General features: G+C 37.3%; 18 protein-coding genes and 2 other annotated features. Of the genes, 17 read left to right on the forward strand and 1 reads right to left on the reverse strand.

The features are described 5' to 3' along the window. The 5 genes from AC220I_RS05790 to gatB form a co-directional block, all read left to right on the forward strand. On the forward strand, positions 1-213 hold a 213-nt coding region (locus AC220I_RS05790), incomplete at its 5' end, for an efflux RND transporter permease subunit (RefSeq protein WP_486722878.1). Beyond that, positions 203-1306, forward strand: a complete 1104-nt coding sequence (locus tag AC220I_RS05795) for an efflux RND transporter periplasmic adaptor subunit (protein ID WP_486722879.1) — start codon at positions 203-205, stop codon at positions 1304-1306. The genes AC220I_RS05790 and AC220I_RS05795, both read left to right, overlap by 11 nt. Before the next feature lie 59 nt (positions 1307-1365). After that, positions 1366-1606: a binding site (T-box leader), on the forward strand. Between the two features lie 104 nt (positions 1607-1710). After that, the gene (gene aspS / locus AC220I_RS05800; RefSeq protein ID WP_486722880.1) at positions 1711-3792 is read left to right on the forward strand and encodes an aspartate--tRNA ligase; all 2082 of its coding nucleotides are present in this window, start codon (positions 1711-1713) and stop codon (positions 3790-3792) included. A gap of 10 nt (positions 3793-3802) precedes the next feature. Beyond that, the gene (gatA, locus tag AC220I_RS05805) at positions 3803-5266 is read left to right on the forward strand and encodes an Asp-tRNA(Asn)/Glu-tRNA(Gln) amidotransferase subunit GatA (RefSeq protein WP_486722881.1); all 1464 of its coding nucleotides are present in this window, start codon (positions 3803-3805) and stop codon (positions 5264-5266) included. Next, on the forward strand, positions 5256-6692 hold the full coding sequence (gene gatB / locus AC220I_RS05810) for an Asp-tRNA(Asn)/Glu-tRNA(Gln) amidotransferase subunit GatB (protein ID WP_486722882.1): 1437 nt from the start codon (positions 5256-5258) through the stop codon (positions 6690-6692). The genes gatA and gatB overlap by 11 nt, the downstream gene beginning before the upstream one ends. Before the next feature lie 116 nt (positions 6693-6808). Here gatB and hutG read toward each other — a convergent pair whose 3' ends face one another. Next, entirely contained in the window at positions 6809-7813 is a 1005-nt protein-coding gene (hutG, locus tag AC220I_RS05815; protein ID WP_486722883.1) for a formimidoylglutamase, read from the reverse strand. Between the two features lie 189 nt (positions 7814-8002). Here hutG and AC220I_RS05820 point away from each other — a divergent pair, with 189 nt between their 5' ends. The 12 genes from AC220I_RS05820 to trpD all read left to right on the forward strand — a co-directional run bounded on the left by AC220I_RS05820 (position 8003) and on the right by trpD (position 24362). Next, the gene (locus AC220I_RS05820) at positions 8003-9547 is read left to right on the forward strand and encodes a PDC sensor domain-containing protein (protein WP_486722884.1); all 1545 of its coding nucleotides are present in this window, start codon (positions 8003-8005) and stop codon (positions 9545-9547) included. 165 nt (positions 9548-9712) lie between these two features. Next, the gene (locus AC220I_RS05825; protein ID WP_486722885.1) at positions 9713-11188 is read left to right on the forward strand and encodes a leucyl aminopeptidase; all 1476 of its coding nucleotides are present in this window, start codon (positions 9713-9715) and stop codon (positions 11186-11188) included. 15 nt (positions 11189-11203) lie between these two features. After that, a complete protein-coding gene (locus tag AC220I_RS05830; protein WP_486722886.1) occupies positions 11204-11695 on the forward strand; it encodes a ferritin family protein in 492 nt (163 codons plus the stop codon). Between the two features lie 191 nt (positions 11696-11886). Beyond that, positions 11887-14031, forward strand: a complete 2145-nt coding sequence (locus AC220I_RS05835; RefSeq protein WP_486722887.1) for a transporter substrate-binding domain-containing protein — start codon at positions 11887-11889, stop codon at positions 14029-14031. After that, entirely contained in the window at positions 14015-14743 is a 729-nt protein-coding gene (locus AC220I_RS05840; protein WP_486722888.1) for a DUF2161 family putative PD-(D/E)XK-type phosphodiesterase, read from the forward strand. Before AC220I_RS05835 ends, AC220I_RS05840 begins: the two co-directional genes overlap by 17 nt. Beyond that, positions 14740-16038 (forward strand): sensor histidine kinase, encoded by a 1299-nt coding sequence (locus AC220I_RS05845; protein WP_486722889.1) that lies wholly within the window; start codon positions 14740-14742, stop codon positions 16036-16038. Before AC220I_RS05840 ends, AC220I_RS05845 begins: the two co-directional genes overlap by 4 nt. Before the next feature lie 9 nt (positions 16039-16047). Further along, on the forward strand, positions 16048-16905 hold the full coding sequence (locus AC220I_RS05850; RefSeq protein ID WP_486722890.1) for a response regulator: 858 nt from the start codon (positions 16048-16050) through the stop codon (positions 16903-16905). Between the two features lie 157 nt (positions 16906-17062). Next, positions 17063-18463, forward strand: a complete 1401-nt coding sequence (gene nhaC / locus AC220I_RS05855; protein ID WP_486722891.1) for a Na+/H+ antiporter NhaC — start codon at positions 17063-17065, stop codon at positions 18461-18463. 340 nt (positions 18464-18803) lie between these two features. Further along, positions 18804-19505, forward strand: a complete 702-nt coding sequence (locus AC220I_RS05860) for a Crp/Fnr family transcriptional regulator (protein ID WP_486722892.1) — start codon at positions 18804-18806, stop codon at positions 19503-19505. Between the two features lie 134 nt (positions 19506-19639). Next, positions 19640-19966, forward strand: a binding site (T-box leader). Positions 19967-20027: 61 nt separating this feature from the next. Continuing rightward, positions 20028-21383 carry an anthranilate synthase component I family protein gene (locus tag AC220I_RS05865; RefSeq protein ID WP_486722893.1) on the forward strand — a complete coding sequence of 452 codons (1356 nt, stop codon included), beginning with the start codon at positions 20028-20030 and terminating at the stop codon, positions 21381-21383. Then, positions 21358-21951: an anthranilate synthase component II gene (locus tag AC220I_RS05870; RefSeq protein WP_486722894.1), complete on the forward strand. Its 594-nt coding sequence runs from the start codon at positions 21358-21360 to the stop codon at positions 21949-21951. Before AC220I_RS05865 ends, AC220I_RS05870 begins: the two co-directional genes overlap by 26 nt. After that, positions 21945-24362, forward strand: a complete 2418-nt coding sequence (trpD, locus tag AC220I_RS05875) for an anthranilate phosphoribosyltransferase (RefSeq protein ID WP_486722895.1) — start codon at positions 21945-21947, stop codon at positions 24360-24362. Before AC220I_RS05870 ends, trpD begins: the two co-directional genes overlap by 7 nt. The last annotated feature ends 7 nt before the right edge of the window (positions 24363-24369 follow it).

Genomic DNA, 24369 nt, shown 5'->3' on the forward strand with positions numbered 1-24369 from the left:
ACAAGATTTAACCCAGTGCTTGCCACAACACTAACGACAATTAGCGGTGTTTTGCCCTTGGCTTTTAAGGAAGCCTATTATGCGCAGTTCAGCTTTGCACTCATATTTGGACTCATGATGACAACGCTGATGACTTTGATATTTATTCCAACGATTTATCATCTGATAGAATTGTTTAGGACTAGAAAGGTGGTGGAAACCAATGAAAAATAAAATTTTGGGTTTAGTGATTTTAATGACGATGATATTGGTGGTAACAGGGTGTCAAAAACCAGTAGCTCAGGAGATTGGAAGCGATGAAGTTGCAAAAACAGTAGTTGAAACGGCCCCAATAATAGAAGATCAGGTGGAAGCCTTTTATATGAGTTTTGGTGAAGTAACACCTCAAAATCAAGTGGACATCATGGTTACTGGAAATGGGGAAATTGAATCTATTCTCGTTAAATCTGGTGATGTGGTAAAGGCAGAAACGCCACTTATTAAGCTTTCGACAGACCAGGTACAAATAAATTATAGTGCTCAGGAAAGTCAGTTTAGAACTATAAGAGACAATTTAAAAGTCCAGCTTGATGCTGCTCAGGATAACTATCAAAAGCAATTGGAACTCTACAACAACGGATTTGCCTCACAGGCCAGTATTGATACTTTAAAAACGCAATTGGCAACACTTGAAAAGCAATATTTAGATGCCAACAACAACTATAATAATCAAGTCAAGTCTCTTAAAAATGCGGTCAACGATAGACTTTTAACCAGCACAATTGATGGTGAAGTTGCAGCCATCTATGTGAAGGAAGGTCAAAAGATTTCTAACCAAAAAGCCATTAGTATCATCAATCGCGATAGTATTTTTGTGAAGACCATGGTGACGAGCTCATTACTCAAAAACCTAGAAATTGGAACACCTGCAGTCGTTCATCTTTCTGGAAATGCTGACAATTTGATCAATGGCGAAATTGTGAACATTGATCTTTTACCAAATCCACAGAATAAGTTATATCAAGTGGAAGTTAAACTTGAAAATCCAGATGATTCGATTTATATTGGAGATTTTGTTGAAGTTAAGTTTGTTTATGATGAACATCTTGCAACACTTGTTCCCAATGCTGCAATCTTGTATGAAGGCTCAAAAACTTTTATATTTATTTTAGACCAAAATGAAGCAAAAAAAGTGCCTGTCGTCTTAGGATTGACAAAAGACGAGAACGTTGAAATTACAAGCACTGTAGATTTAAGAGGCAAACAGATTATCGTGAAAGGTCAAAATTATATTCAAGACGGTGAGCGTGTGGCTTTAAAAAATTAATTTTATGAAACATATTGACAAGTGTTTGAAGACATATTATAATCACTAAAAATAACTTATTAAAAACGATGACGAGAAGAGTATTTCAAAATGGTAGTCGAAGCGAGCTGATGACGGTGAAAGATCAGTACGGATTTTTGAAGGAAGAACATCTCCGAGTTTCTAACCGAACTAAGAGTAGGATTAGACGTTACCTGACACGTTATCGTCAGTAGATATCGACAATTTGTCCGTATCGATGAGCAGGATCTTTTTAGATCAATCTGGGTGGTACCGCGGAAGTAAGCTTTCGTCCCTTTTTATAGGGATGAAGGCTTTTTTTATTGCAAAAAAACAGACAAGGCCATATAAAAGCGATTCGATTATGACTTATTTAAAGCACAATGTAAGAAAAGGAGGCAGTTATGAAAAAATTTGAACGTACGCATTATTGTGGTAGGTTAAGAGAAGCTAATATAGATGAATCAGTGGCACTCTCAGGATGGGTTCAAAGACGTAGAGATTTAGGGGGCGTGATCTTTCTAGATTTAAGAGATAAAACAGGCATTATTCAAATTATTTTGGATCAAAAGGATTTACCGGCTGAAATGTTTGCTGATGCAGAGACTATTCGAAGTGAGTATGTTATTCAGGTAAAGGGCAAGGTTGAAAAGCGGTCAGAGGATACGATTAACCCTTTAATCCCAACTGGAACAATCGACATCAGAGCCAATGCTTTATCAATTCTATCTAAAGCACATACACCGCCTTTCATGATTGAAGAAAATTCAAATGTTAGAGAAGAACTCAGATTAAAATATAGATTTCTAGACCTTAGAAGACCTGACATTCTTAGGAACTTAAAGCTAAGACAGCAAGTCGCTAGTGTGGCAAGAAGCTTTTTATCCAGCCAAGAGTTTATGGAAATAGAGACGCCGATTCTCACAAAGAGTACACCTGAAGGCGCAAGAGATTTTTTAGTCCCAAGTCGTATGAAAAAGGGAACCTTCTACGCCTTGCCACAGTCACCTCAGATTTATAAGCAATTGCTCATGGTGGGCGGTGTTGATCGTTACTTCCAAGTGGCAAAATGCTTTAGAGATGAGGATTTAAGGGCAGACCGTCAACCAGAATTTACCCAAGTAGACATGGAGCTCTCGTTTGTGGATGAAGAGGATATCATCGAATTACTTGAAAAACTCTTTGCAAAGATATTTGAAGAGGTAAAGGGAATATCGCTTAAGACGCCTTTTGCACGAATCACTTATGAAGATGCCATGTCATTATACGGGGTTGATAAGCCTGATTTAAGATTTGGGTTTCCAATGATTGATTTAACAGAGATTTGTAAGACCTGTGAATTTGAAGTGTTCAGATCGATTGTAAATCGTGGTGGTATCGTCAAAGCCTTGAATATCAAAGGTGGTGCAGCATTTACAAGAACGCAAATTGAGGCATTGACCCATCATGCCATGTCACTTGGCGGTAAGGGTATGGCATGGATTGCAGTTGAAGAAGATGGCAGTTTAAAATCCGTTATCACAAAATTCTTTAAAGAAGCAGACCTTGAAGCAATACTTGAGAAAACAGATGCAAAACCAGGTGACTTGCTCATATTCTCTGCAGATAAAAAGGATTTGGCATTAAGTGTTCTTGGCAGTTTAAGACTTATGGTCGGGGATATGATGGGGCTTAGAAAAGAGGATGATTATGCTTTCCTCGTAGTTACAGATTTCCCGCTCTTAGAATGGTCAGAGGATGAAAAAAGATACGTGGCCATGCATCATCCCTTTACAATGCCAAAGGATGAAGATTTAGGTTTGTTTGAAACGGCACCTGAAAAGGTGAGGGCTAAATCTTACGACATCGTCTTAAACGGTGTAGAACTTGGCAGTGGCAGTATCAGAATCCATGATGCAAGTATTCAATCTAGAATGTTCAAACTCCTCGGATTCAGCGAAGAAGAAGCGAGAGAAAGATTTGGTTTCCTACTCAGTGCTTTTGAATATGGGGTACCACCGCATGGTGGCTTTGCATTTGGCCTTGATCGTTTGATCATGCTCATGGTTGGTGCAGAGAGCATTCGTGATGTGATTGCTTTCCCTAAGATGAGAGATGCGTCATGTGCCATGACACAATCGCCTTCTGAAGTCAGTAGAGAACAACTTGAGGCACTTTCAATATTCCTTGAAGGCATGCATGCACCTAAGCATGAAGCCCCTCAGATGACGCACGAGGTCATCGAACATGTGGCTAAACTCTCGAGAATTGAACTTGATGAAACGGAGAAGGAAACGCTTACCAATGACTTAATGAAAATTATCGCCTTTGCAGATCAGCTTAGTGAAGTGGATACTTCTGATATTCATCTTAAAGAGAGCTTGGCTACGACTCAGAACGTCTTTAGAGTGGATCAAGTGAATGCTTTTGAAGATCAAGATATGCTTTTAAAAAATGCGTCACAAGTGACCGAACACTGCATCTTTGTCCCTAAAACGGTAGAATAGGAGGAAACACATGAGCACTTTAACAAAACTCACATTAGCAGAAGCAAGTGTGCTTCTCAGTAAAAAACAAATCAGCAGTGAGGAACTCACTCAGTCCTATATAAAACAAATAAAAGAAAAGGATCAGGTCATAAACGCCTATCTGCATTATGCTTATGATTCTGCTCTTGAAGAAGCAAGGGCAGTTGATGCCAAGAGAGCAAAAGGCGAAAGCCTCGGTGAGCTCGCTGGCATTCCAATGGCCATTAAAGATAATATTTCTACCATTAGCATGCCGACAACCTGCGGTAGTAGAATGCTTGAAAACTATATGGCACCATTTGATGCGACGATCGTAAAACAGCTCAAGGCTTCAGATGCTGTTGTTCTTGGTAAGCTCAACATGGATGAGTTCGCAATGGGCTCCACAACAGAGCATTCTTACTTCAAAAAGACAAAGAATCCAGTGAAACTGGACAGGGTTCCAGGTGGCTCTAGTGGTGGTTCAGCGGCGGCAGTTGCAAGCGATGAAGCCCTCTATACGCTTGGTTCTGACACGGGTGGCTCCATTAGACAGCCTGCAAGCTTTTGTGGGGTGGTTGGCATGAAGCCTACTTACGGGAGTATTTCCAGATATGGTTTGATTGCTTTTGCCTCGTCTCTAGATCAAATTGGTCCTTTCACAAAGACCGTTGAAGACATGGCACTTGTCTTACCACATTTGATGAAGAAAGATCCTATGGACTCCACCTCACTTGATTCACCTGAATACTCAATGGCTAAAATTAAAGAACGTGATTTGAAGGGTGTAAAAGTAGCTTTACCGGTTGAATTTATGGAAGAGGGGATTGACCCTGAGGTAAAGGCGGCTATTCTCAAGTCGGCAAAAACCTTAGAAGGGCTTGGCGCAGTTGTTGAAACAGTCTCTTTAAAATCATTAAAGCATGCGCTTCCAGCATATTATATTATTTCATCTGCAGAAGCGTCTTCCAACCTTGCACGATTTGACGGCATCAAATATGGTTACAGACATCCTGAATTTGATTCTCTTGAAACCCTGTATTCAAGGTCAAGACGATATGGTTTTGGCGATGAAGTGAAGCGTCGTATCCTCCTTGGGACTTATGCCCTTAGTTCAGGTTACTATGATGCTTATTATAAGAAAGCACTCAAGGTAAAAACTTTAATTATGAATGAGTTCGACTTACTCTTTAAACACTATGATGTTGTGCTATCACCTGTTGCACCGACGACAGCATATGGTTTTGATGATTGTTCAGATGATGCTCTTAAAATGTATTTAGGTGACATTTATACGGTTCCAGTCAACATTGCAGGACTACCTTCTATGTCGGTCAACTGTGGCTTTGACAAGGATGGTATGCCAATTGGAATGCAGCTCATTGGAAAGCACTTCGATGAAGCCATGCTGCTTAGGGTTGGTCATGCTTATGAAGTTCAAGCTAAAGAGGGAGGGCAATTATATGGAAAATAAATATGAAGTGGTAATAGGGCTTGAAGTTCACGTTGAACTCAAAACAAAAAGTAAAATTTTCTGTGGTTGCTCTACAGTTTTTGGTGCCAAGCCAAATACCCAGAGCTGTCCAATCTGTATGGGCTTTCCAGGAACGCTTCCCGTCTTAAATGAAACCGTTGTGGATTATGCGGTTAAGGCTGGACTTGCAACGCATTGTGACATCACAAAGGTGGGGAAACAGGATCGAAAAAATTATTTTTATCCTGATTTGCCCAAGGCATATCAAATTTCTCAATACGATTTACCACTCTGTAAAGAGGGCTTTGTGGATATTACAATTCAAGGTAAGGACAAGCGTATTGGCATCACGAGAATTCACATTGAGGAGGATGCAGGTAAATTGATTCATGATTTACATGAAGGCACCCTAATTGATTATAATAGATGCGGTGTACCCCTTGTGGAAATCGTATCAGAGCCAGATATGAGAAATGCGGATGAAGCCATCGCTTATCTTAAAAAACTTAGATCGATCTTACTCTATACTGAAATTTCGGACTGTAAGCTCAATGAAGGTTCTTTCAGATGCGACGTCAACCTTTCTGTTCGCAAAAAGGGGGATCCAGAGTTTGGCACAAGAACTGAGATGAAAAACCTCAACTCATTTGCCTTTATCAAGAATGCCATTGAACATGAGACGAAAAGACAAATTAAATGTGTGGAATCAGGCGAGGTGATCGTTCAAGAGACTAGACGTTGGGATGCCATTAAGGGTGAGTCCTATTCCATGAGAACAAAGGAAGATGCCCATGATTATCGCTACTTCCCAGATCCTGACCTTGCAACGATTATCATTGATGACGAGCGATTATCACGTCTTCAGTCAGAGCTTCCAGTTCTGCCAGATGAACGTAAAAAATCTTATATGGAAAAGTACAAGCTCACTGCCGATGCTGCAGAGCAGCTCACAGCACACAAGCAATTATCCGATTACTTTGAAGTGGGTGTCAAACGCGTAAAGACACCTTCGACACTTGCCAACCTCATGATGACCGATAGCTTTAAGAGCAGTTATGGGGATGATGACGAGCTAAAGTTTAAGATTGCACCAGAATCTTTAGCGGATGTTGTTAACCTTATAGAGGATGGCACGCTAAATCCTTCACTTGCAAAGAGAGCCATGGCTTATTTATGTGAAGAAAGTGAAACGGTTGCTACTATTATAAAGAAATACGATCTTGAAGTTCTTAAAGACCTTGCACAATTAAGAGATCATGCTGAAGCCGTTTTAGCTGAAAAACCGATGATTGTAAAGGATTATCTCAGCGGTAAAGAAAAGGCGTTTGGTGCATTCATGGGGCAAATGATGAAACGGACACAAGGGAAGGCAGACCCGGAACAATCTGAATTCGTATTTAAGTCGATTGTTGACAAGTTGAGATAATTTAATTCAAATAAAATATTTAAAGGTAAATTGAAAAGCACCGTCTATAAGTGTGTATAAACACATCTATAGGGGTGCTTTTTTTAGGTCTTGTTACTTGAAGATAAACTTTAATATTAAAGTGCAATCTGATGATTGTGTGCAATCGAGTTAACGGCTGAAAAGATAAAGGTGGCAGCAAGGTTGGCTGTGATATTATCTTGATCGAATCGTGGTGAAACTTCTGCGATGTCAAATGCAATGACTTTTTTGCTCCTAAAGATGTGTTTGAAAAACTTTAGGATGCGTTCTGGATGTAGACCTAAGGGCTGGCTGGCACTGACGCCAGGTGCAAAAGCAGACGAAAAGACATCTGTGCAAATGGTCACATATATATGCTCTTGCTGTGACATGAAATGGTCTAGTTGTTCAAAGGCTTTTTCAAGGTCACCCTCTCCGATGTCCTTTGCCATGAGGTACTTAATGTCTAATCGATCTGCTGTTTTAAATAGGTCAATCGTATTACCTCGTTTTTGTATGCCTATGCAAAAGTAATTAAAAGGCATCTGTTTTTCCAAGCAAATATCTGAAATCTGTCTGAACATGGTTCCAGAAGATCCCTGTGTTTCGTAGGGTCTAATATCAAAATGAGCATCGAAGTTAATTATCCCAAGTGGATTTAAAGGATTAAAGCTATTTTCCTTTGCAAGACCATTAAAGGTGCCGAGAGCAACCTCATGTCCACCGCCTAAAACGATTGGAAATAATCCAAGCTCTTTTAATTGGGAAACCGCATCAGCAAGATCGCTTTGGGCAAGTTCAAGGTTGCCGTCTACACAATGAACATCTCCAGCATCAAATAATTTTAAAGTTGGCAGAAAGCTACAGGGCATATTGCAAAGTTCTTTTCGAATGCTATTGGGACCTTTAGAAGCACCAGTTCTACCGAGGTTTCTTCTCACGCCCTCATCACTACAGAAACCGATAAAAGCAATACCCACTGTGAATTCTGAGTGATTTTTAAGACAGTCGTTTAAATCAAGTGGCAAAACCCATTGGTGCCACCTAAAAGCATCGTAATTTTCTGTATGATCTATTCTACCCATCCATTTGGACATGTCGGGTTTTGTGTAGTTTTTCATAAGTCCTCCTCGTTCATATAAGTCAATTTATTTTATGTCAAAGCAAATTCTAACAGACTTGCATCTTTTATAAGTCTATTTTAATGCGTCAGAAGGGACTACTCAATAGAAAAGGACAAATAACATGATTTTATATCTAGATTAAGGGTATTAACATAAATGTTATGATATCTGAAAGTGGGTGATGGGATGAATCGATTGAGTATACGCTATCAAATACTGTTTTTGCTTGTTATGACAAGTTTTTTTAGCATCATTATAATCGGGAGTGTCAGCCTTTATTCAGGATCAAAATCCCTTAAACTAGAAACAATAGAAAAAACAACCTATATTTTAGATGCAATGAAAAATGATTTTGAAAAAAATATCATAGAGTCTGAAAAGGTAATCGAAACACTTGAAAGTGCAATTTTGAGTCAACTCGATGCTTCTAAAATTCATGATAAGGCATACTTAGATCAACTTATTAAGGATATTATGCCCATCGTTGAAAGAGAAGCGCAAAACCATACACAAAGCCATACAGCATATCTTTATATCAATCCCGATTTAACCCATCAGGTCTTCGATGTTTATTATGCGGATCAAGATCAAAATGGCGTGGTTGAGCGTCAAGAAAATATACCAATATCCTATTTTGAAAGTGGCCCAAGTCCTACAGATTCGAAATCTTGGTGGTTTGGTCCGATTGAAACTGGTAGGGAATTTTGGACTGAGCCTTATCTTTGGACACTGGATAATGGTCAATCAATTGAGTTTATTTCATATACAAAACCTATTTTTATAAACGATGTCCTTTTTGGTGTCATAGGGACTGACTTGACATATGATGTCATAAAAAATAGCTTGACCATGTATAATCAAAGGGGATTTGGTAATTCTTTTATCATTGATGGAGATGATAAGCTTTTGGCTGATGAGACTTTTAATTTAGATTGGCACCTATCAGAAGCTTTGATAAAGCAGGTTCAAGAAAGTGGTTTTGCAGAAATCCAAACGAAAGTAGGCAGACGGTTAATCTTTTTGACAACCCTATCAAATCATTGGAAGATTGGGATAGAAATTGATGAACTTAAAATATATAAAAATCTTTTCAGCTACATCATCATGGTGATATCATTGATGCTCTTGCTTTTAGCGCTTTTCATCTATCTCTCTACTAAGGTCAGTAATTATATTACCTTGCCTATACTTGAAATTGTTCACACACTTGAAGCTTCATATGGCATAAGCAGTAAGTTTGAGTTTAGTGAACAACTCTTGGATCGTGAAGATGAAGTCGGCACACTTGCAAGGGCCCTAAATAGTATGTCTTTGAAAAACACTGCAAATATTTCTACCATACAGACTCAATCGGAAAAGATAATGAAAGAAATCACCCTTCGCAAGGAGGTTGAAAAACAACTTCATTTGATTTTAAGTATCTTAGAACATTCAGACAATGGTATTTTTGTTTTGGATGAAGGCTCAAGGTTCGTTTATGCAAATAAAACGGTAACCTCTATTACGGGTTTTGACATTGTCATAAATGAAAGCACACTGGGGTCATGTGGTATCAGGTTAGAAGGGTATCAGATGGACCAACTCAATTTAGAAGACACCTTGCAGCTTGACCTGATCCTAGAAAAATCCGATGGAAATACCTGTGAGATTCAATTGTTCATGACTCGGATTATTGAAAGTCAAATCTATTATTTGGGCTTTTTTAAAGAAACAGCCTCTAAACAAACCTAGCATTAAGCCTCAATAAGGCGAAAAAATAAGGGTCAAAATTGTCTATCGTGGCAGATGTTAAGAATTATTCAGATTTTTAATGTTAAATATTCTGATTTCTTGTTTGAAGGAAATGATATGATGGAATAAATATACTGATGTAAAAATCAACATAGGAGGCATGAAATGAATTTTGAAATCATTGAAAAGATCGGCCAACTCAAGGATTCACTCATCATTTTATTGGATGAGACCTTGGAATTGCCATCTGAACTACCGGACGATTTACAGTCTGAACTCACGACCTATATGGCATTTGTTTCGGGAAAGGGAACTTTTAAAGGTAAAATCGGTGAAACTGTTATTGGTAGTGTGAAGACGACAAGCGGCTATATGAACTTGGCCCTAGTTGGGATGGGATCGTATGAGACTTTTTCTAACATTAAATTGGAAAATGGACTTGCTGAAGTTTATAGGACTTTAAAAGGTGACAATGCAAGTGACCTTCTTGTGATGGCAAGATTGTTGACAAAATATATGGACTCCATTCGAAAAAGAACGGTATTAATCTCAGAAGCACTGGTTATGGCAGATTACGAATTTACTAAATATAAAAGTGATCATGAAGTTAAAGCTGTAAATAACATAGCCTTACTGGGTGATTTTGATGAGTCAGCTTTAAATGAAGGTATCATATTAGGGGAAGCCAACAAAGTAGCGCGTCATTTAATAAATTTACCAGCTAATGTTTTGACGCCAAGTTATTTGGGTGAACTCGTTAAAACATATGGTGAAGAGAGCGGCTTTGAAGTTGTTCTCAAGGATGAAAATGAAATTAGGGCCCTTGAAATGGAAGCCTATTTAGAAGTCGCTAAAGGCTCTTCAAAACCACCGCAACTCATTGTCATGAAATATACAGGAAATCCATCGTCAGATCAGAGACTTGGTTACGTGGGTAAGGGACTGACTTATGATTCTGGGGGATTATCCATCAAGCCAACTGCATCTATGGTCAATATGAAGGATGACATGGGAGGTGCAGCTGCTGTAATCGGATCCATGATAGCCATTTCAAAGCAGAAGCTTAAAGTCAATGTAACTGCTGTGGTTGCTGCATGTGAAAATATGATTTCAGGTGGTAGCTATAAACCGGGGGATATCATTTCCTCCATGGCTAAAAAGAGTATTTTTATTGGCAATACTGACGCTGAAGGTCGTTTAACATTGATTGATGCCGTGCATTATATTATTGAAAAAGAAGATGTTTCAGCAGTTATAGATGTGGCGACACTCACGGGTGCGGCGATTCATTGCTTAGGTCATGAGGCAACGTGCGCAGTTTCAAACAACGATGACTATTTTGAAGCAGTGAATAAAGCCTTTGCAAAATCCAATGAAAACATATGGCGTTTGCCAATATTTGACGAATACAAGGCACTTTTAAAACACCATGAAGCAGATTTAACAAATACAGCGGGTTCACCAGGAACAATAACTGCAGGTATGTTCATAGGGGAGTTTGTTCAAAATAAACCTTGGGTTCATTTGGATATAGCTGGAACGGCATTCAAGGATAAACAAGCTGGCATTTATACCAAAGGTGGTACTGGCGTTGCGGTAAGACCGTTATACTATGTTGCTAAAAAATTCGCATTGAAGTAGGAAGGGAGTATTAGTATGGTAGAGAAGGATATTCAAATTTTTAAACAGGCAATTCTCAATGAGGTTGAAGGCTATGAATTTTACAAGATGGCTGCATACAGCGCCGAAAATGAAGCCTCTAAAAAGACTTTCTTAGATTTAGCAAACGAAGAACTCAAGCATATTGATTGGCTAAAGGATGCACTAAAAAAATTAAGCACAGACCCACAAGATCAAACAACATTAGCAATGCTTGAAAATCCGCCATCACCAGATATTTTTAAGTGGGATAATGTAAGAATTAAACAAGCGAGTATGGCGGTATCTGTATTTGGAATCGGTATTGAAATGGAAAGAGCTTCAGTAAAGTTCTATGAAGATGCAATGAAGAATACGTCTTTTGACACTGCTAAAAAACTTTTTGAAGTTTTAGCAAAGTGGGAAAAAGTTCACTTGGAACAGTTCTCCGCAGAATATGACAACCTAATCAAGGATTGGTGGAGTGATCAAGGATTTGAACCATTTTAATTAATTTGAATGCCTCATGAGTATTTCTCGTGAGGCATTTATTTTGTATTTGATACAATTAAAATTAGGCCTATATATAAAGTATATTACAAATTAAAAGGTTATATTGGAATATTAGTTAGTATTATTCATTGTAGTATGACTAGATTTACATTAAAATAGTAGTATAAGTATGAGAAGGTTGTGGCAGGATGAATAGAAGAAAAATATGGGCTTTCATTATATTGAGCATTCTGATTTACAGTATTGCAGGCAATTTATCTTTTGCCGCGGATTTTTGGGATGCTTTAAATGACGACGAACAAAAATGGCTTCTTGAGCATCGTGATGAGACATTTTCACTTGGTCTTGATCCTTATTCAGGTATGGACTACTTCACCTTGTTTGATCAGAAAAAGGGCTACCTTATAGATGTTGTAAAATTAATAGAGCAAGAGCTTAACATTCATATTGATATCATAGAAGATCAAACCTGGGGAGAGGTTTATTCGGGCTTACTTGAGGGGCGTGTAGACATATTGTTTGGCGCAAACGTTACTGAAGAACGGCTCAAGATGATGGCTTTTACAGAACCCATTATCAAGAATCCCTATATTGTTTTTGCTCAGAAGAACCCTAATATACAAACGATAGGTGACCTAGACCAAAAGAGAATAGGCTTTATTGAAGGGGATATCATCATTGATGCATTTCCCAAAAAGTATTTTAACATAAAGTATGAAACTCTTATTTTTCAAGATCAAGATAAGGGTTTGGAAGCTTTAAACAATGGCTTAGTAGATGGTTTCGTGACATCAGGTGGTGGTATAGAATATGAGTTTTTATACCAAAACCCAGATACAAAACTGATTGCAGAAATCAACTCAATCACATCAGATATGACCTTATCGACCTTGAAAGAAAATCAGATCCTGATCAATATTATAAATAAGGTTCTTGAAATACATGAAAAAGAGGCTATAAAACAGTATCTTACTGATGCGCGAATTGACTATAATCGTAAGGTGCTTAGATTTACGAAAGAAGAAGTTGATTTTTTAACCAGTGGGCACAAAGTTGTAATTGGTGTACCCAATGACTACCTGCCTTTTGAGTATGCAAGCGAAGACTCTTATTTGGGAATTTCAGGTGTCTTAATCAATGAAGTTGCAGAGAAAACTGGTCTCGACTACACAATTGTTGAAGGTTCATTTTCAGAGTTATACGATCTAGCCTTATCAGGTGATATAGAAATGCTGAGTATGGCAAAAACGGAAGATCGCCTGCTGATCTTTGATTTTACCCAGCCATACTGCGAAGAAAGAGACATTATTGTCGGTAAAAGTAATTCTGAACGCATACAAGACGTATATGATTTGGAGGGCAAAAAAGTTGCTGTTATTGAAGGGTTTTGGCATGAAGAATATTTAAGAAAAAATTTATATCATGTCGACATCGTACAGACAGACTCCTTAGTTGCCTCATTGGAAGCACTTGAAAGTGGTGGTGTGGACTACTTAATTGAAAACCCAACAGTTGTACAATATTACATTGATGGGTTGGGCTATAAAGACCTGATCAAAAGGGGGACAACTTCTAAGGACTCTTTTTTCTATTTTGGTGTTGATAAAAATGTCCCTGAGGTTGTTTCAATAATCGACAAAACTTTGAGATTCATAAATATAGATGAGGTTAAAGAAAAAGGTCTACAAAGTGTTCCGACGTTGACAAACAAACGTGTTAAGAATTTACTTTTTACAATTGCAATTATGAGTATTATTATTGTTATTGGTGTACTTGGAATCGCCAAGTTAATCAATGTCATTTCATTTCAAAAAGCACAAACGGAACTCTTAAAGGAAAGAGAAAAATTACTTTATTTTGATGCCTTATCTGGCGTCTATAACAGGCAATATTTCGTTCATAAAGAAAAGGAAATTGAGGCGGGAACATTGCCACAAGCCATAATTGTTTCTGATTTGGATAATTTAAAATATACAAATGACCGTTTTGGTCACCATGTTGGCGATTTGATCATCGCTGAGTATGGCAGAATTCTTAGGCTTAAAACACCTCAAGGTATTGTTATTAGAATGGGTGGCGATGAATTTTTAATGATTGTTAATGGCATGGATGAAGGTAAAGCCATTTCATTAATTCAGGAAATTAAATCAGAGATGAATGAAACCATTCTAGAGAAGGAATATATCAAGCTTTTGGTGGCCTCATTTGGTTATGTCATTCGTAGAAATCGACTTGAGACAATTGAAGAGTCCATTAAAAAGGCTGATGTTTTGATGTATCAAGAAAAAAATGTGAACAAAAATATTGTGAGGTCAAATGGAAAAGATTTATGAAACCCACTTAAGTGAGCCCTGCAAAGAGTGGCTTAAGATGAAGGGGTGTCAAGTTGCTGGAGAAGTTAAGAGCATAGACCTTATGGGGGTATTTGAACATGAAGGGGAGAGCCTCACAATAGCAATCGAACTTAAGTTAAAATTGAACCTAGATCTGATCCTTCAAGCTGTTGAGCGACAGAAACTTGTGGATTATGTCTACATTGCTATACCTCACGAATATAAAGTCCTTGAAAGTGGTAAATTCAAGAAAATACAGCTTTTACTCAGACGTTTGAACGTGGGACTTTTAACGGTAAATTTTAGGTCGACAAATCCATATGTATCTGAAATAATAGAAGCGAAACCTTATGACTTTCAAAAGAGCAGACGCAATGCTGAGAAGAAAAAGAATGCCCTTTTAAAAGAGTTTCATTCTAGGATTACAGATTCAAATGACGGTGGTCTAACCCGTCGTAAAATAATGACAGCCTATAGAGAACAAGCTTTACTCATTGCATACCATTTATCAAAAAATGAGATTATGTCCATTAAAGCCTTAAAGGAACTGGGGTGCTCACCTAAATCAGGCATAATCCTCAGGGCAGACCACTATGGGTGGTTTGAAAAAAGCTCACAAGGCAATTACAAAATCACACAAGCTGGGATAGATGCAGTGAATGGACATCAAGATATACTTCAAAAAATTATTGATTTTACGGAGGCTCTATGAATTTTACGCTGAAGAAAATTAAGAATTGGGTAAAGGAGTTCAATGTCATTCAAATCCAAAAGATGATTGTTATTGCAATGGTTGATGCAATTGTTTCAGGATTTAATTTAAAGATATTCCCCTTTGATTTTACCATTAACCTTGCTGTTGCAATTTTGCCGATATATTACTATTTGGACCGTCGTTTAAATCCCATAGTCACTTCAGTGTTTATTGCGACCATAGGCTTGCTTTTTAGGACCTTTACAGGCTATTATTATTACGGTGGCTTTGAAGCAGCCTTTTGGGCAGATTTTAACTTTTTGTTTTTTGATTTAACCTACGGCCTTATTTTTTATCTGGTCTTTTATAAGGATTTACGAAAGACGCTTTTTACTTTATACTTAGCATCAATGGCGAGTGATTTTTTAGGCAATGCTTCTGAGTTCATTTCGCGATATGGTGTGATAGAATATACGAGAAACAATGTTATGGCTACACTTTTCCTAGTTGCAGCCATAAGGGGGGTCATTGGTGTTACCCTAATCGTTTCAATTAATTATTATAATTCCTTTTTAAGGAAGGAAGAGCATGATGAAAGATATCGACTGCTTTTAAATATCATCTCAGACCTTAAGGGAGAAATATACTTCCTCCACAGTAATACAGAACATGTGGAATCTGTTATGGATGAAGCCTTTAGCCTATACAGAGAATATGACAAGCTCGATGAAACCCAGCGGAAAAATAAAGCCTTAAACATTGCTAAGGACGTACATGAAATTAAGAAGAATTACTTTAGAGTTATCGAGGGCATAGATGATATCATCTTAAAGGAAAAACCAAATGACAAGTTATCATTGCGTGATCTTTCCAAAATATTGCAGCTTTCATTGACTCGACAACTAGAGGTTAGCCACATTCCGATTGTTTTATCCTTTCATGTACAGAGTGATGCGTCTATAAAAGAACACAATTTATTGATGTCTATCTTGAGAAATTTAATCAATAATAGCGTTGAAGCGATTGAAAATGGTGGAAAAGTTGAATTATTCCACATGGAAGATAAGGATATGCATGAATTTGTTGTCATCGATGATGGAAAAGGCATGTCACAAGAAATGCAGGAATATATTTTTAATCCAGGCTATTCAACAAAATATGACGATGCAACTGGAAATTCAAACAGAGGGATCGGATTATCTTTGGTAAAAGATATAGTAGAAAATGTCTTCAAAGGGCAAATTGAAGTAGAATCACAAGTGGGTATTGGCACGCGTTTCAGTGTAAAAATTCCTAAAGAATCTATTGAGTAGGGGGATATTATGAAAATCTATATTGTGGATGATGATATCAGTGTTATTAAAATGCTAGAAGAGATTATTTTAGATGAAGTGCTAGGTGAGCTCATTGGCTCAAGCCTAAGCAGTAAAAAGGCCTTAGAGGAAATCCCGATTTTAAAGCCTGACATTATTCTCTTGGATTTATTGATGCCAGAAATTGATGGGACGACTCTAGTTGAAACCTTAAAAGAAACACAGTGTCACTCGAAATTCATCATGATCTCGCAAGTTTCATCAAAAAAGATTATTGGTGAAGCCTACGAACGTGGCATTACCTTTTATATAAGTAAACCTGTAAATAAAAAAGAAGTTTCTACGGTAATACGCAATGTAACTGACAATATTATGATTGAGCAAAATTTAGATAAGATTAAAAAAGTTTTGAACATTGATATTCACAGTCAACCTCAAATTACACCTCAAAATGTAAGCAGTCCTCAAGATGACCTTGAAAAGAAGATTAAGGTGATTTTCAGCCGCCTTGGTATTTTGGGAGAATCTGGGTGTGATGAAATGATAAAGCTTTGCAAGTTTATAAAAGAGGATAAAATCAGTCTAACTTCAAATAAACTCAAAGACATCAGCAATGAAATTTCAGACAATCCAAAGGCCATGGAACAAAGAATTCGTAGGGCCATCAATAGGGGCCTAAGCAATATTGCCAGTTTAGGCATTGAAGACTATCTCAATGAAGTCTTCGTCAAATATTCAAATACTTTGTTTGATTTTGAACAAGTCAGACTTGAAATGGAATATTTAAGGGGCAAAAAAGCTTATGGTGGCAAAATTAACATCAAAAAATTTATTGATAATTTAATATTGCTCGTTGATGAAATGTAGCTAAAACCACAATTATTGCTCAATTTTGTAGTAATGTTGGGATAATATTTTCACAATATCTGAAAATTCAAAAAGAATTAAAATCTTTTTGAATTTTTTTTAATTATTTTGAACTTGTTAAGTATAATTAACCTATCTTTTAAAGGGGGGCTTGCGTATGCAAACTAAAAAAGTATCACCATGGATAGCACTTATTCCAGTCATATTCTTAGTTGGGTCGTTAATGTATTCTATTAGGATTTTAGAAGCATCACCACACATTCCGTTATTTACATCGGCAATCGTTGCAGCATTAGTAGCAATGTTTATGTTAGATGCAAAGTGGAGTGAAATTGAAGAGGGTATCGTAGATACTATCAAAATGTCAATGGGTGCAATTATTATCTTAATGATCATCGGTATGGTAATCGGTACTTGGATTTTATCAGGTGTAGTACCTACTATGATTTACTACGGTTTACAAATTTTATCACCTAAGATCTTCTTACTTGCAACATTATTAATGTGTTCAATCGTTTCCTTAGCAACTGGTTCTTCATGGACGACTGCTGGTACAGTTGGTATCGCGTTAATGGGCGTTGGTATGGGTCTTGGTATTCCAGCACCAATGATCGGTGGTGCAATTATCTCAGGTGCTTACTTCGGAGATAAAATGTCTCCATTATCTGATACAACTAACCTTGCACCAGCTATGGCAGGCGCTAAGTTATTTGATCACATCAAGCACATGCTTTTCACAACTGGTCCTTCTTACATTATCGCATCAATCGTTTTCCTAGTAATGGGATTCCAATTTGGTGGTAATGCAATGGATTTATCTTTAATCAATGAAATGAACACTGGTTTAGCACAAGGTTTTAACTTAAACCCTGCTCTATTATTAATTCCAGTAATCGTTATCGGTATCGTTGTTATGAAAGTACCTGCAATTCCAGGTCTTTTCGGTGGTGCTATCATTGGTGGTCTTGCAGCTATGATGTTCCAAGGTTCTTCAATTGGTGCAGTCGTTGATGCATTACACTATGGTTATGCTTCTGAAACAGGAATTGAATCAGTTGACTACTTATTATCACGTGGTGGTCTTGACAGTATGATGTGGACTGTATCGTTAATCTTATGTGCGATGACATTTGGTGGCGTTATGGAAAAAACAGGTATGTTAGAAGCTTTAGCGAACGTAATCTTAGGTTTTGCAAGAAGTACTGGTCAATTAGTTGTTGCTGTTATCGGCTCTGCAATCTTCATGAACTTAGTTGCTGGTGACCAATATTTAGCAATCGTTATCCCAGGTAGAATGTTTAAAGATGCATTTGATAAAAAAGGTTTAGCACCTAAAAACTTATCAAGAGCACTTGAAGACTCTGGTACATTAACTTCACCATTAATTCCTTGGAATACATGTGGTGCCTTTATGATTGCAACACTTGGTTTAGCACCTTGGACTTATGTGCCATATTGTATATTAAACCTTGTAAATCCATTAGTTTCAATCTTCTACGGATTCACAGGTATCACAATGGAAAAAGTAGATGCTAATGCACAAGCTGAAGTAGCTTAATCACCAACTTAACATTTAATGTTAAAGCCCTAAATCTCCGGATTTAGGGTTTTATTATTGTATATCATTAGTTTTCATCCAGTTTTATCAAGAATGTTCAAAAGCGGTTGGATGAGAACGATAACGACAAAACAAGGTTTTGCCTTAAATGATTACATACAACAAAATTTGAGCCAAAAGCTATGACGGGTAATGTTAAGTCTCAAACAGCGTCAGCAAAAATTGGCTTGAGACATAGTAAGATGACTCAAATATTGATTAAAATCTTGTTATAAATAGCGAAAAAGCGATCAAAAAATGTTATGATAAATGTGAAGTCAAGTTATTAACAGAGGTAGGTATGAAAACAATAGATCAAGAAATGATAAGTATCATTAAGGGCATTCCATTATTCAAGGGTATAGAAGATCAGGATATCGTTAGCATGTTAGGATGCCTTAACCCAAGACTATATTCATATTCTAAGGGCCAGTGTATCGCAAATATTGGGGATCCATTTTTGGGACTTGGGATTGTTTTAGAAGGTGAAGTGATTATAGCCAAGGAAAGCATCGCTGGCAATCGAATGATCATCACAGTGCTCAAGAAAGGGGATATGTTTGGCGAAATGATGAGCTTTTCCCTTCATACAAAATGGATTGCAGCAGTGACTGCACAGACACAAGCTAAAATCATATTTATTTCTCCTGAAAAAGTTATCAGCCAATGTGAAAATATGTGTTCAGGTCATAAAAAACTGATTGAAAATATGTTGCGTATCATGGCAAAGAAAGCACTTTTACTCAATAGAAAAGTAGAGTATTTGACCATAAAAAGTCTTCGAGGGAAACTAAGTGCCTACTTGCTTGAGACGCAGAAGCAAAATCAAAATGCATTTTTTGAATTACCCATGAATAGAGATGAAATGGCAGATTTCTTTAATGTTGCTCGTCCCTCTATTTCTAGAGAACTCAGTAGAATGCGGGATGACGGTTTAATTGATTTTCACAAGTCGACGTTTAAAATCCTAGACATAGAAAAGTTAAGAGATCTGGTCGAATAAGGCCGTTCGCAGTAAAACGACAGTTTGGCTTTATAAAGGTCTGAATTACATTTAGCTGGTGGTATCACAAATTTTTTTTTTTAAAAAGTATTGACTTTAATTTTTATTAAGTTAGAATAATATTTAATAAAATAATCAAAACGTAGATTAAGAGTAGTAGTTGCGATAGCACTTTGTAGAGAGTCAGTGGGTGGTGAAAACTGATAAGGAAAATAGCAATGAATGGACTTATGAGTGCAATCTGAACTAGAGTAGGTACGCCGGGTGCTCCCGTTATAGGGTACAGAAGTTGATGGACTTCGTAGAATCATGAGATTGGCATATATCTCACATCATTTACTTGGTGTGAGATTTTTTATTACAAAATTATGGATTCTATAGCAATAGGCTTTAGAAACTGTTTTAATTTTGTAATCCATTATAAACTCAAAGGTGGCATAGCGAGAAACCTCGTCCTTTATCAGGGACGAGGTTTTTTTGTACTCATAATCCCAAAATAACAAATAGTGCAGTGGAGGTCATATGTATTTAAAAATGAAATTAAACATAGGGAGCAAGCTTGATCGTGTTGAAATGATTGAGCATTTAAAGTCAAATGGCTTTGAACTAAATTATAGAATAGATCAATTTAGTGACAGTATAAAAAGCGATTATATTTACTATGGCTTTAACGGTAGACTGATGGAAGAAGCCACCATAGAAGCACTTGAAATCAAAATTCAAAATCACTATGAAGTTTTAGCATTAAATAATGTATTTGAAGCAAATATCGAATATCCAGTATTTGTAGGCACACTTCCTTATGAACAAGCGTGTGAGTTCTTAAAGCTTAACCACCTCAGACCGCCAGGCGTAACTTGCATACAGTCCAATATTATTTTGGCTGTGCATAAAACGCGAGATGAAGTCATCTTCATAATACATGATGCACAAGGTGGTAGCGTCCAAGAAGAGGCCACTGTTGAAAACTTTTTTCAATGTCTAAACCTAAGTGTGGCACCTAAATGCTTAAATTCAAATAATGATACACAAGATACCCTCTATTGCAATCTCAATTACGATGATTATAACTTAAAAATTCAGGGTGCACTAAAGGAGATCAATGAAGGTGAAATCTTTCAAGTTGTCTTATCTGAAAAACTGGAACTGCCCTATGAAGGCAGTGCATATGATTATTATTTAACGGCAAATGCCACACATAAGGCAAATTACTCTTGCTACTTAAATATGGGAGAAGAGGTATCTGTGACTTCACCAGAGATGCTGGTCCAATATGATGACAAGTATGTGCGAACCAAACCAATTGCTGGGACAAGGGCTATTAAAAAGGATGGCAAAGACCATAAACGCATCCAAACCTTATTAATGGATCCCAAGGAAGGGGCAGAGCATTTAATGCTGGTTGACTTAGGGAGAAATGACCTTTCAAAGGTATGCACGCCAGGGACTATAAGGGTTGACCGATACAAAGAACCATTAATACTGGAACATGTGGTTCACTTATTATCAGAGGTAAAGGGTGAGAGGGCATTTAAGAAGGTCTTTGATCCTATTAGAGCAACCTTTCCAGCGGGGACTGTATCCGGCGCACCTAAGATAAGAGCGATGGAAATAATCTCTGAACTTGAAAAGTCAGAACGCAATTTATATGCAGGCAGTGTGTTTGTTCTTTCATCCAAACAAAATTTTGAAAGCTGTATTGCCATCAGATGTGCAACCTTTAAAAATGGAATGGTAAACTTACAAGTTGGTAGCGGAATTGTTTACGATTCTAAAACCGAGGATGAATTCAAGGAAATTTTAAATAAGGCAAGTGGTAACTTAAAAACCTATGAAAGATTGGAGGCAAAACATGTATCTATTAATCGACAATTATGATTCTTTTACCTATAACATATATAACTTAATGAAAATGCTTGGCAAAGAAGTGGTCGTCTACAAGAATGATGAAGTTTCCACCCAGTTCATAGAAAGTCAAAGTTTCGAAGGCATTGTCCTATCGCCAGGACCTTCAAGACCTGAGCAGGCAGGAGAGCTTTTAAACGTGATCCACAATTTTTACGATAAATTGCCCATACTTGGGATTTGTTTAGGACACCAAGCAATTGGCATGGCATTTGGCGGTACTGTATCCAAAGCCAATCAAATCATGCATGGCAAAATTGAACGCATTGGCCATACCGAGGATCCTTTGTTTTTAGATATAGACCAAACCTTTGAGGCTGTGAGATATCACTCTCTGATAGTGGAAAAGCAAAACCTACCAGAATGCTTAAGAACCATTGCCTTATCGAGTAGCGATACAGAAATCATGGCACTAAAACACTCTGACTATCCAGTATATGGACTTCAATTTCATCCTGAATCCTATATGACTGAGGTGGGCAAGACAATTTTCGAAAACTTTTTTAAGATTGCTGAAGGAAAGGAGAGCGCCCTATGCTAGATAAAATCAACCACAAACAAGCCTTAAGTTATGAGGAAGCCTTTGTACTTGCAGATGACGTCCTCAACAAGCGAATTTCAGATGATCGTATTGAAACCCTTCTCCTTAAACTCAATGAAAAAGGAGAGACCTATCACGAAATTGCTGGGTTTGCGAATGCCATGAAAAAGAATGCTAAGCGGTTTACAGCAGATTCAAGTAAAATTATGGATACTTGTGGTACAGGCGGAGATGGACTTGAAACTTTTAATATCAGTACAGCAGTTGCCTTTGTTATGGCAGCTGCAGGCGTCAAGGTGGTCAAACATGGTAACCGTTCAGTCTCATCCAAATGTGGCAGTGCAGACCTTTTAGAGGCAATGGGTATTGATTTAAACCTAAAGGCAAATGAAAGTGAGCGTTTATTTAAAGAGGAAGGATTTTGTTTTCTATTTGCACAAGCTTACCATACCAAAATGAAAGAGATTATGCCCATACGTCGTAAAATTGGAAAGGCAAGTATTTTTAATATCATTGGGCCCTTATCAAATCCTGCAAAAGTGACCCACCAAATAATCGGTGTCTATAATCGAAGACTTTTAAAACCAGTCTTTGAAGCGATGAAGACGATAGGTCTTGAAGCGGGTGCTGCTATATACGGTTTTGGTGGCATGGATGAGCTGTCGCTTGAAGGCGAAAATGAGGTGCTTATCTTTAAGGGAGATGAAGAAAAGCAAATTATTATCAACCCAAGGCATTATGGTTTTAACTCAATCAAAAATGACCAATTAAAGGGGGGCATGGCTGACCTAAATTTAAAGATCATGAAGTCGATCCTTGAAGGTCAACCATCACCTTATAAGGAAGCGGTCATTCTCAATGCTGGTTTTTGTTTATATCTTGATGGTGCAGTAAACAATATGAAGGAGGGTGTCGAAAGTGCACGAAATCTAATTGATACCGGTCTTGTAAAGCAAAAAGTGGATAGGATTATAGCGGCACAGGACAAAATTAAAAATCGTAATATCTTAGATGAAATTTATGAATATAAAAAAGAAGCTTTTGAAAAACAAGCTGAAGCAATAGGGACTAAAGTTAAAGTGATTACCTCACCCTTTTACAAGGAAAGAAAAAAAATGAGTCAATTGCTTCTGGCATACAAGAGAGATTATATTAAAGAAACAGTGCCCAAACAGTATCCTATTATTGGAGAAATTAAAAGAGGTTCACCTTCCAAGGGACAATTCACAAACCAAATAGAGCTTGAGAAAGTTGTGACACAATACGAAAATTTAAAAGTCATTGGATTTTCTGTTCTAGCAGATCAGAAGTACTTTTTCGCAGAGGAGAACGATGTGAGAGATGTTGGCATGTTAACCAACAAGCCAATTCTCTATAAGGAGTTTATTGTTTCAAAAACTCAAATAGAAATGTGTAAAGCTGAGGGGGCTTCCGTGATTTTATTAATTGCAAAAATGCTGCCTTATGAAGCTTTAAAGCAATTTACGGTCTTTGCACATGCACTAAATCTTGAAGTGCTTATGGAAATTCACACAAAAGAAGATTTTGAAAAGGTTAAGGATATTCCCTTTGACATCTTGGGCATAAATAACAGGGATCTCAATACTTTTAAAACAGACCTGTCGATATCTGTGGAACTTTATAAGGCGCTCAACCTGCAGTCCTTGACCGTCCCCGTAATCAGTGAAAGTGGTATATACAGAAAAAATGATATCGAAAAGCTTTTGGAAGTTGGCTTCCATGGTGTGCTTATGGGTGAACACCTGATCAGAAGTGTCATTAAAACAGGCATTAAAATATGTGGTATCAATAAAGTGGAAGATGCCATCTATGCATCAAAAGAGGGTGTTGATTATATTGGTTTAGTCTTCGCTGAAAGCAAAAGAAAAATAGACATTCCGAGTGCAAAGGCAATTGTAGAAGCCTTGGAAAATGAAAATACAAAATGTGTTGCAGTTTTCAAAGATCAAGGGGTAGATGAGATCAATCATATACTGAAGGCCGTTCCAGTGGATATGATCCAGATCCATGGGAAATTTGAGGATTATGAAGCGCTTTCGTTTAAAACACCAATTATAAGAGCCTTTACACAGGAGGAAGTTGTAGCTTTAATTGACAAAAATAAAGCCTTGGAGAGTCATTCTAGGGTCAGTCATCACTTGATTGATGCAACAGTTCCGGGTAGTGGTAAAGCCTTTAATTGGGCAATCATAAAACAAATTAATTCCAATAAGCCACTGATTATTGCAGGTGGTTTAAATCCTGATAATGTACCTAAACTCATTAAAGATTATCATCCTTTTGCAGTGGATGTAAGTTCCGGTGTTGAGCTAGAAGGCCAGAAAAATCAAAATAAGATGAAAGCGTTTATAGACAGTTGTCTTTCGGCAGATGTCTGCAAGCAAATTTAGAGAGGAG

This window comes from Fusibacter sp. (genome assembly GCF_057447755.1).